The 9,914-nt window shown below is 71.6% G+C and carries 11 protein-coding genes; 6 read left to right on the forward strand and 5 right to left on the reverse strand.

Features of this window, described 5'->3' with window-relative positions; all coding sequences use genetic code 11:
• Window positions 1–187 precede the first annotated feature (187 nt).
• The 4 genes from ABTY61_RS39280 (at window position 188) to ABTY61_RS39295 (ending at window position 3,711) form a co-directional block, all read left to right on the forward strand.
• The gene (locus ABTY61_RS39280; RefSeq protein WP_350510019.1) at window positions 188–1,546 is read left to right on the forward strand and encodes a condensation domain-containing protein; all 1,359 of its coding nucleotides are present in this window, start codon (window positions 188–190) and stop codon (window positions 1,544–1,546) included.
• A gap of 34 nt (window positions 1,547–1,580) precedes the next feature.
• Window positions 1,581–1,757: an oxidoreductase gene (locus ABTY61_RS39285; RefSeq protein WP_502895513.1), complete on the forward strand. Its 177-nt coding sequence runs from the start codon at window positions 1,581–1,583 to the stop codon at window positions 1,755–1,757.
• Window positions 1,758–1,779: 22 nt separating this feature from the next.
• The gene (locus ABTY61_RS39290; RefSeq protein ID WP_350510020.1) at window positions 1,780–2,748 is read left to right on the forward strand and encodes an NAD-dependent epimerase/dehydratase family protein; all 969 of its coding nucleotides are present in this window, start codon (window positions 1,780–1,782) and stop codon (window positions 2,746–2,748) included.
• 153 nt (window positions 2,749–2,901) lie between these two features.
• The gene (locus tag ABTY61_RS39295) at window positions 2,902–3,711 is read left to right on the forward strand and encodes an AAC(3) family N-acetyltransferase (protein WP_350510021.1); all 810 of its coding nucleotides are present in this window, start codon (window positions 2,902–2,904) and stop codon (window positions 3,709–3,711) included.
• Window positions 3,712–3,758: 47 nt separating this feature from the next.
• Here ABTY61_RS39295 and ABTY61_RS39300 read toward each other — a convergent pair whose 3' ends face one another.
• From ABTY61_RS39300 to ABTY61_RS39315, 4 genes are all read right to left on the reverse strand, one after another.
• On the reverse strand, window positions 3,759–5,270 hold the full coding sequence (locus ABTY61_RS39300; protein ID WP_350510022.1) for a M1 family metallopeptidase: 1,512 nt from the start codon (window positions 5,268–5,270) through the stop codon (window positions 3,759–3,761).
• Window positions 5,271–5,424: 154 nt separating this feature from the next.
• A complete protein-coding gene (locus ABTY61_RS39305; RefSeq protein ID WP_350510023.1) occupies window positions 5,425–6,297 on the reverse strand; it encodes a sulfurtransferase in 873 nt (290 codons plus the stop codon).
• Between the two features lie 112 nt (window positions 6,298–6,409).
• Window positions 6,410–6,736: a hypothetical protein gene (locus ABTY61_RS39310; RefSeq protein ID WP_350510024.1), complete on the reverse strand. Its 327-nt coding sequence runs from the start codon at window positions 6,734–6,736 to the stop codon at window positions 6,410–6,412.
• A gap of 176 nt (window positions 6,737–6,912) precedes the next feature.
• Window positions 6,913–7,521: a polysaccharide deacetylase family protein gene (locus tag ABTY61_RS39315; RefSeq protein ID WP_350510025.1), complete on the reverse strand. Its 609-nt coding sequence runs from the start codon at window positions 7,519–7,521 to the stop codon at window positions 6,913–6,915.
• 31 nt (window positions 7,522–7,552) lie between these two features.
• Between ABTY61_RS39315 and ABTY61_RS39320 the strand changes: the two genes are divergently transcribed.
• Together ABTY61_RS39320 and ABTY61_RS39325 are read left to right on the forward strand one after the other, a co-directional pair.
• Window positions 7,553–7,798 carry a hypothetical protein gene (locus tag ABTY61_RS39320; protein ID WP_350510026.1) on the forward strand — a complete coding sequence of 82 codons (246 nt, stop codon included), beginning with the start codon at window positions 7,553–7,555 and terminating at the stop codon, window positions 7,796–7,798.
• A 167-nt stretch (window positions 7,799–7,965) separates the two neighbouring features.
• Complete coding sequence (locus ABTY61_RS39325; protein WP_350510027.1) at window positions 7,966–8,814, forward strand: SAM-dependent methyltransferase; 849 nt, start codon at window positions 7,966–7,968, stop codon at window positions 8,812–8,814.
• 27 nt (window positions 8,815–8,841) lie between these two features.
• Here ABTY61_RS39325 and ABTY61_RS39330 read toward each other — a convergent pair whose 3' ends face one another.
• Entirely contained in the window at window positions 8,842–9,705 is an 864-nt protein-coding gene (locus tag ABTY61_RS39330) for an Fpg/Nei family DNA glycosylase (protein WP_350510028.1), read from the reverse strand.
• Window positions 9,706–9,914 lie beyond the last annotated feature (209 nt).

Below are 9,914 nucleotides of genomic sequence, written 5' to 3' on the forward strand. Positions count from 1 at the left end.
CTTCGCGTTCAGCATCAATCTCGACGTCAAGATACTTCATATCGAGATAGTTGCGGAACCCCCGCCCGACCACCGGCCACCCCTCGACGCCCGACGGGCCGTACGCCACACTCTCCCCAGCAGCACCCGCGCTCCCAACGCACCGGCACCGACGATTCCGAACGACCGCACCCTGGAGAGCCACACGGTGACCACACGCCAACTGCTGGAGATCGCGTTCTCGTCCGGCCGGTCCGGCTCCGGACCGGCCACCTGGGGCCAACGGGCCATCTGGGACGCCGTCCGCCGACTCCCCCCGGCCGACGTGCCGCGCTACACCATCGCCACCGCCACCCCGCTGGACCCCGGCCTGCCGCTGCCGGACCTGCTCCACGCACTGCCGCAGCTGCTGCACCTGCACGACTCGCTGCACACCCGACTGCTGCCGGAGAAGGACGGCCGGCTGCGCCAAGTCGTCGACCCGGAAGGCACGTTCACCGTCGAGGTGGACCCGCTCACCGACGGCGCCGATCCAGCCGAGGCCGGCGCCCGGCTGCACCGGGAGCTGACCGAACGCCCCTTCGACACCGCCGCCGAGTGGCCGATCCGGGTCGGCGCGGTCACCACCGACGGCCTGGTCCGGTACGTCAGCCTGGTGCTCTCCCACACCGCCGTGGACGGGGCGGGAATGAGCCGCCTGATCGCCGACCTGACCGCACTCAGCCTCGGCCACTCCCCCGCCGAGCTCACCGCACTCCGCGAGCCCGCCCAACAGCCCCTGGAGGAGGCAGAGTTCCAGACCTCCGAGCGGGGCCGGCGGCGCGACGCGGCCGCCCGCAAGCAGATCCTGCGCAAGCTCCGCGTCGGCCCGCCCCGCCTGTTCCCGCCGTCCACAGCGACGGAACGGCCCACCCGCTTCCCCAATGCCGTGCTGCGCTCCGCCGCCCTCCCCCGGGCGGTCGAACTGGTCGCCGCCACCCACCGGGTGAGCACCTCCTCGGTCCTGCTGGCAGCCACCGCCACGATGACCGCCCGCCTCGCCGACACCACCGAGGCCGTGCTCGACGTCGTGGTCAACAACCGCTTCCGGTCCGGGCTGGCCGACGCGGTGAGCGTGGTCGCCGGCGACGGACTGCTCCATCTCCCGGACACCACAGGTGAGTTCGGCGAGCTCGTGCGCCGCACCCACGCGGCCGCGATGGGCGCCTACCGGCACGCCTACTTCGACAAGCTCGCCCTGGACGCCGAGATCGAGCAGCTCACCGCCGAGGGCGTGCCGCTCGCCGACCGCTCCTGCGTCTTCAACGACACCCGCGAGCTGCTCCCGGCCGCGGCGGGCCCGGGCGACGAGGGCACCACGCTCAGCTGGCCGGTCGACTTCGAGCCGCGCCCCGGCCTGACCTACGCCCTCGACGCCCTGCAGTCCCCCGAGGCCCTGAGCCTCGCCATGACCGCCGACCCGACCGTCCTCCCGCGCCCGGCGATGGCGGAATTCCTCTACGGCATCGAGGAGTTGATCCTCACCGAAGCCGCGACGGCAGCCCCCTCCGCCGAGTCCGACGGCTGAATCTGACACCAGTGTCAAGTTCTACCGTACCGGCATGACGACCACCACCGAATCCCTGCTCAGCCCGTACCGCCTCGGCGCGCTCGGCCTGCCCAACCGCGTCGTGATGGCCCCGATGACGCGCTACCGGGCCGCCGAGGACGGTACGCCGCCGCCCCTCGTCGCCGAGTACTGCGCCCGACCGACACGACACCTGACCAAAACGGCTTGACCGCCCACCTAGCGTGGAATCCATGCGGATCCTCCTCCTCGGCGGCACCTCCTTCGTCGGCCGCGCGATCGCCGCCGACGCCCTGAGCAGCGGCGCAGAAGTCACCCTCTTCCACCGCGGCCGGACGAACCCCGACCTCTTCCCCGAGGCCCGTCACCTCCTCGGCGACCGCGACACCGGCGACTACACCGCCCTGCGCGAGGGCGACTGGGACGCCGTGGTGGACGTCAGCGGCTACCGCCCGCACCAGGTCGGCCAGGCCATGACCGCCCTCGGCGACCGGGTCGGCCGCTACCTCTTCATCTCCAGCCACGCCGTCTACCGCCGGGGCGGACTCGCCCCGTTCTCCGACGAGTCCGCCCCGCTCCGCGCGCCGCTGCGCGAGGCCGACGAGCTGACCGAGGAGACGTACGGCCGGCTCAAGGTCGCCTGCGAGCAGGACGTCACCGCCCGCTACGGCGACCGGGCGACGGTCGTGCGCCCCGGAAAGGTCGCCGGGCCGTACGACGAGCAGCGCGGTCTGACCTACTGGGTGCGCCGGGCGGCCCGCGGCGGCCGGATCGCGCTGCCCGGGCGCCCCGAACAGCCCGTCCAGGTGGTCGACTCGCGCGACCTGGCCCGACTGGTGCTCCGGCTGGTCCAGGACGACCGGCCGGGTGCCTTCCACGCCGTGGGCCCGGCCGAACCGACCACCCTGGGCAGGCTGATCACCACCTGCGCCGAGGTCGCGGGCACCGGGATCGAGATCGTCCCCGTCCCGCCGGAGAGTGCCCCGCCGCCGTTCTTCCCGCTGGTCCGGGCCGAGCCGCTCTGGCCCGGCCAGCAGCGCGACCCGGCCCGGGCCCGCGCGGCCGGACTGCCCGCCACCCCGCTCGCGGTGACCGCCGCCGACGTGCTCGCCTGGGACCGCGAGCGCGGCGAACCCCCGCTGGGGCACGGCTTCACCCCCGAACAGGAGGCCCTGGTCCTGGCCGGGCAGGCCACCCACTGACCACTCTCCCGGAGGACTGACGCACGGTACCCCCCTCCTGACCGATTGTCAGTGCGACCCGCTAAGGTCGGCCCCGAACATTCACACCACACCCGTACGAATCAGCACCAGCGCGCCCATCAGCCCGACGCGCCGCCGCCACCAGGGGGGACCATGACCACACCGGGCACCAGCCCGCTCACCACCGCCGACCTCGTGGAGGGGTGGCACCGGGTCGGCGTCCGCCCGGGCATGGCGATGATCGTGCACTCCTCGCTCTCCAGCCTGGGCCCGGTCGAGGGCGGGGCGGCGGCCGTGGTGGCCAGCCTGCGCGAGGCCGTCGGGCCGACCGGCACGGTGGCCGTGCCGGCCTTCACCGGCAGCACGGTCTGCGACCCGGCGCCGGACCACGCCGGCCTGCCCACCCCCGAGATCGCCGAACTGCGGGCCGCCGTCCCGCTGTTCCACGCCGGACTGCCGTCCCCCATGGGCGCGATCGCCGAGACGCTGCGCGCCCTGCCGGAGAGCCTCCGCAGCACCCACCCGCAGGCCTCGGTCGCCGCCGTCGGCGCCCACGCCCGCGAGGTCACGGCCCGCCGCTCGCTCGGCTGGGCCGTCGGGCGGGAGTCGCCCTTCGGCGCCCTGCACGACCTCGGCGGGTACGTCCTGCTGGTCGGCGTCGGGCACAACCGCAACACCTTCCTGCACTACGCGGAGACCTTCGCACCGAACCGCCGGCTCAAGCTCCGCCGCTTCCCGATGGCGATCCAGGGCGAGCGGGTCTGGATCGAGACACCGGACGTGGGGAACGACAACGACACCCACTTCCCGGTCGTGGGGCGGGAGTTCGAGGAGCTGGCCGGCATCCGCGAGGTACTGGTCGGCAACGCGCCCTGCCGGCTGGTCCCGGTCCGCGAGCTCATACCCTTCGCCGTGCGCCGCCTCACCGAACTGCTGGCAGCGGACGGCTCCGGAGCGGCGTAGCCCGGCCCATCGGCCGGGCCACGCCCGTCACCTCACCCCACCGGGTGTCAGCGGCCGTGCACCGAGTGGGCCTCCTGGATCTTCTTCCAGGACTTCGGCTCCACCAGCGCCCCGACTTCGTCCCGCGCCCCTGGCGCCAGTGCGGCGGTCGCGGCACCCGGTGCCACCGGTCCGACGGCCGGCTTGCCCGGGGTGAACAGCCAGGTCTTGAAGAGGTCCCCGAGCTTCTGCCCCGACACCTTCTCCGCGTATGCCTGGAACTCCGCGATGGTCGCGTTGCCGTACTTGCGCTCGGGCCAGCCCTTGAGGATCCGGAAGAACTTCTCGTCCCCGACGGTGTTGCGCAGTGCCTGGATGGCCACCGCACCCCGGTCGTAGACCGCGCTGGAGAACTGGTTGTCCGCGCCCGGGTCGCCCGGCTTGACGTTCCAGAACGGGTCGTCGGCCGGGTGCGAGGCGTAGATGTAGTCGGCCAGTTCCTGCGCAGTGCCCTCGTTCTCGTGCTCGGACCAGAGGAACTGGGCGTAGCTCGCGAAGCCCTCGTTCAGCCAGATGTCGCTCCAGCGCGAGACCGAGACGCTGTCGCCGTACCACTGGTGGGCCAGCTCGTGCACGACCACCGAGGTGTTGGTGCCCTTGGCGAACTGCTTGGGGCTGTAGAAGACCCGGGTCTGGGTCTCCAGGGCGTAGCCGGTCGGGACGTTGGGCACGTACCCGCCGACCGAGCTGAACGGGTAGTCGCCGAAGTAGCCGCTCAGCCAGTCCACCAGCTCGCCGGTGCGCTCGACGCTGGCCCGGGCGGCGTCCGCGTTCTCGCCGAGGTCCTTGCTGTACGCGTTGTAGACCGGCAGCCCGCTCGCGGTGGTGTCGGTGGTGATGTCGAACTTCCCGACCGCCAAGGTCGCCAGATAGGTCGCCTGGGGCTTGTTCTCGCGCCAGCTGTAGCGGGTCCAGCCGGCCTTCGAGCTGGTGCCGGTCAGCACGCCGTTGCTGATCACCTGATTGCCGTCCGGCACCAGCACCGAGACGTCGTAGGTGGCCTTGTTGCTGGGGTGGTCGTTGCTCGGGAACCACCACCACGCGGCCTCGGGCTCGTCGGCCGCCACCGCGCCGTCGGGGGTGCGGTGCCAGGCGGTGAAGCCGTACTTCTTCACGGTGGACGGCACGCCCTTGTAGCGGACCACCACGGTGGCCTGGCTGCCCTTGGCCAGCGGCCGGGCCGGGGTGATCTCCAGCTCCTGCTCGCCGCTGGTGGCGAAGGCCGCCGGCCGCCCGTTGACCCGCACCTCGGAGACGTTCAGCGCGAAGTCGAGGTTGAACCGGGAGAGGTCCTGGGTGGCCGTGGCGAGGATGGTGGTGGTGCCCTCCAGCTCGTCGGTGGCGGGCTGGTACTTCAACCGGATGTCGTAGTGGGAGACGCGGTAGCCGCCGTTGCCGTAGGTCGGGTAATAGGGGTCGCCGATCCCGGCCGCGCCGGGTTGGAAGTCGGCGGCCGAGGCGGGGACGGCCAGGAACAGGCTCAGGGCACTGGCGGCGGAGACGATCAGCCTCTTGCGCAACGTGGTCCTCCAGGATCACCGGATCGATTGGGTCGGATCGATCCTTGTCCCGGCAGCCCCCGGTCCACTCCCCAACTATGAGATGTTCATGAAAAGAAACGCGCCGAAATGACGGCGCCCCTCCACCGTCACACGCCCCGTCCTCCCCACCCGCTCAGGCCCCCAGCACCACCGGCGCCCGCACCAGCGAGCCGTACTCCGTCCAGGAGCCGTCGTAGTTCTTCACGTGCGGGTAGCCCAGCAGCTCGGTGAGCGCGAACCAGGTGTGCGCCGAGCGCTCGCCGATCCGGCAGTAGGCGATCACCTCGCGCTCGGCGGAGACGCCCTTCCCCCCGTACAGCTCCCGCAGCTCCGCCGCCGGCCGGAACGACCCGTCCTCCTCGGTCGCCTGCGACCAGGGCACGTTGACCGCCCCGGGGATGTGCCCGGGCACCTGGGCCTGCTCCTGCGGCAGGTGCGCCGGCGCGATCAGCTCCCCCCGGAACTCCGCCGGGGACCGCACGTCCACCAACACCGCGTCCGTCCCGGGCTTGGCGAACACCTCCGCCTTGGCGAGCACCTCGTCCCGCAACGCCCGCAGCTCGGGCCGCTCCGGCCCGGTCAGCCGGTAGCCCGAGTGCTGGTAGTCCATCACCTCGCGGGTGAGCTCCCGCCCCTCCAGCTCCCACTTCTTCCGCCCGCCGTCCAGCAGCCGCACCGGCCCGAACCCCCGCAGCCGCAGCAGCCAGAACGCGTACGCGGCGAACCAGTTGTTGTTGCCCCCGTACAGCACGACCACCGTGTCGTCCTCCACCCCGGCGGCCCGCAACAACTGCTGGACCCCTACCCGATCCACGTAGTCCCGCCCGACCTGGCTGTGCAGATCCGTGGCCCAGTCCCACCCCACCGCCCCTGGAATGTGCCCCCGCTCGTACGCCCCGGAGTCCTCGTCCACCTCGACGACCCGGACCGTCCCGTCGTCCAGGTGGTGAGCGAGCCACTCCGTACCGACGAGCACCTCGGGGTGCGCATAGCCGACGCCGGTCATCCCAGGCCTCCTCCACTCCACCCGGGCGCTGACCGCAGACAACGACGCCCGGGCCGGACAGTTCGACGCTACGCCGACCGTCCGACCCGGGCCACCCCGCGCTTCGCTCCGCTCAGGAGAAGATCACCGAGCGCAGCTTCAGCCGGTCGCCGAGCCTCTTGCCGGGGTTCATCACGTAGTAGGTGTCCCCGCTGCACTCGAAGTCGAGGAACACCGTGGCCGTCGAGGTGGTGAAGTTGTCCGGCGCGAAAGCCGGGTCCTTCTCGGTCGCCCCGAAGAGGTCGATGCACTTGCCGCTCTCCGGGTCTGCGAGCCCGGCCGGAACACCGGGACCGACCTTGTAGAGGAAGTCGCCGACGGCGGCGTTGGCTGAGGTCGGAACGGCGACGGCGAGAGCAGCGGCGCTGACGACGGCGAGCACGGCATTGCGGAGACGCATGGGAATGAGCCTTTCAGGTGGTACTCGGGGTACCCGGTGAACTGATGCGAGATCACCCTAAAGGCCAAAAATCCGCAGAAACGCTTCTTCTGATCCACCCTTTCGAGTGGTTTAAACAGCAAAGCCGCTACCCGCCCACACATCGCCCGCTATCGATATTCTCCGACCTTCCGATATCAATTCGGCGGTGCCGTGAAGAGGTACCCAGAGTCGATCAGCACCGGCAGGTACGTCTTCAAAGCCGCCACCGTCTGCGAGCGGTCCCCGCCGCCGTCGTGGTTGAGCACGATCGACCCGGGCCGCACCTCCTTGAGGACGGTGTCGATGATCGATGACGTCCCCGGCCGGGACCAGTCCCTCGGGTCGATCGACCAGGCCATGTTCCGCAGCCCCAGTTCGGCGGCCACCCGCAGCGACACCGGCGAGAAGTCCCCGCCCGGCGCCCGGAACCAGGTGGGCAGCCGCCCGGTGGTCCGGTGCAGCAGATCGCTGGTCCGCTCCAGTTCGTCCCGGACCGCGCCCTCGGACATGTGCCGCAGGTCCGGATGGGTCCAGGTGTGGTTGGCGATGTGGTGGCCGCGGTCCGCGATCTCCTTCACCAGGGCCGGGTGCTCGACCGCGTTCTCGCCGATCAGGAAGAAGGTCGCCCGGATCCCGTGCTGCTGGAGCAGGGCCAGCACCTGGGGCGTGTACCGGGGGTCCGGCCCGTCGTCGATGGTGAGCGCCACCACCCGCTGGGCCGGGTCCAGGTCGTACACCGGCTTGCTCTCCGCATCGCTGAGCACTTTGCGGACGGGCTGGACGCTCGGCGCGGCCGTGGCCGACGGACTGGCCGTGGGAGTGGCGGACGGCGGCACCGGGGAGGGCGTCGGCGAGGACGCCGGAGCCCCGGGTGACCCGGGCACCTCGGTCGCCAGCACCTCCGTCACTCCCTCCGGCGCGGCGACACCCCCGCCACTCCAGGGACTCTTGCAACCGGCAGCGCCGCCGAGCAACGACATCCCGGCCGCGACCAACAACAACCTGCGCGAGGTGACCCGAGAGGTCACCGAAGTAATCTGACGATCAGACAGCATTCTGAATGCTTGCCCCCCTGATCACCGGCCCTCCCCCGGCTCACCCATCACCACTCCGACAGCCCACACCGCCGCCACTCGCCCCGGCCTTCCCCCAGGACCGCTACGCTGTGGCTCCCCCAGTGTGATGATCTGCCATTAGAGGACGTGGCCATGACGACAAGTCAGGACTTCCCCCAGCACGAGGACGCCGCCGAGCTGAGCGAGTGGGAACGTTTCGGCGTCGACACGACCACTCCGCACTCCGCACGGGTCTACGACTACTGGCTGGGCGGCAAGACCAACTTCCCGCCGGACCGCGCCATGGGCCAGGCCATTGAGGAGGCCGTGCCCAGCGTCAAGGAGATGGCCAAGGCCAACCGCGCCTTCCAGGGCCGGGCGGTCCGGTACCTCGCCCAGGAGCAAGGCATCCGCCAGTTCCTCGACCTCGGCACCGGCATCCCCACCTCGCCGAACACCCACGAGATCGCCGAGGCCGTCAGCCCCGGCACCCGCGTCGTGTACGTCGACAACGACCCCATCGTGCTCGCCCACGCGCGCGCCCTGATGGTCTCCAGCCCGGCCAGCCACACCACCTACATCCACGCCGACCTGCGCAAGCCCGAGGAACTGTTCGCCGACCCGGCGCTCACCTCCACGCTGGACCTCACCCGGCCGGTCGGCCTGCTGATGATCGCCGTCCTGATGCTGATCGCCGACGAGGACGACCCCTGGGGCCGGGTCGCCGCACTGCGCGACGCCCTCCCCGCCGGCAGCTGCCTCGCCCTGACCACCCCCACCGCGGACTTCGCCCCGGAGGCCGTCGGCAAGGTCGCCGAAGCGGCCCGGGCCGGCGGGATGACCCTCGTCCCCCGCGGCTACGACGACGTGCTCCGCTTCTTCGACGGCTGGGACCTGGTCGAGCCGGGCCTCTCCCCGGTCCTGGCCTGGCGCCCCGACGGCGAGCCCCCGGCCGACCCGAAGGCCGCATACTACTGGGGCGGCGTCGCCGTCAAGCGCTGACCACGATCGCGGCTGTTGGAGCGAGCCTCACTTCAACAGCCGCGACAGCCGCCGGTCCGCCAACGGCTTGCCCCCGGTCTGACAGGTCGGGCAGTACTGCAGCGACGAGTCCGCGAAGGACACCTCCCGCACCGTGTCCCCGCACACCGGACATGGCAGCCCGGTCCGCCCGTGCACCCGCATCCCGAGTTTCTTCTCCGCCTTGAGCTCCCCCGCCGCTAGCCCCCGCGACCGCTCCACCGCCTCCCGCAGCGTGCCGCCCAGCGCCTCGAACAACCGCGCCGCCTCCTCCTCCGTCAGGCTCGACGCCAGCTTGAACGGCGACATCCGCGCCGCGTGCAGCACCTCGTCCGAATAGGCGTTGCCCACCCCCGCCAACACGCTCTGGTCCCGCAGCACCCCCTTGAGCTGCCGCCGCTCCCCCCGCAACAGAGCGGCGAACTCCGTCACCCCGAACCCCGCCCCCAACGGATCCGGCCCCAACCTGGCCACCCCCGGCACCTCCCCGACGTCCCTCACCACGTACACGGCGAGCCCCTTCCTGCTCCCGGCCTCCGTCAGGTCGAACCCGCCCCCACCCTCCAAGCGCACCCGCAACGCCAACGGATTCCGCGGACTCGGTTTCGCCGGCTCAGCCGGCATGCTCTCCCGCCACCGCAACCACCCCGCCCGCGCCAGGTGCACCACCAGGTGCAACCCACCCGCCTCCAGGTCGAGGAACTTCCCCCACCGCACCACCGCCCCCACCGTCCGCCCCTCCAAGGCCCCCACCGGCGGGTCATACGTCTTCAACGCACTGATCGCCACCGCCTGCACCCGAGCGATCTCCCGCCCGACCACCCGCTCGGCCACAAAGGACCTCAACGCCTCAACCTCAGGCAACTCCGGCATGCGCCCAGTCTCCCCCACCCCCCTCAGCGGGCGCGCGGGCAACGCCCCACGCGCCCACCGCCTAACCCCCGCCCCCTCCCCCACCCCACACCAACCCACCCACCCCCCACCCCATCCCCACCCCAAGCGAGAGGGACGCGCTGCGGGAGGGGGCGGTGGAGGGGGTGGGTGCGGAGAGGGGCGTGACGGGTGATTTTCAGACCGCCAAC

Source organism: Kitasatospora sp. NPDC096128, from assembly GCF_040303105.1.
In the GTDB taxonomy this organism is placed as follows: domain Bacteria; phylum Actinomycetota; class Actinomycetes; order Streptomycetales; family Streptomycetaceae; genus Kitasatospora.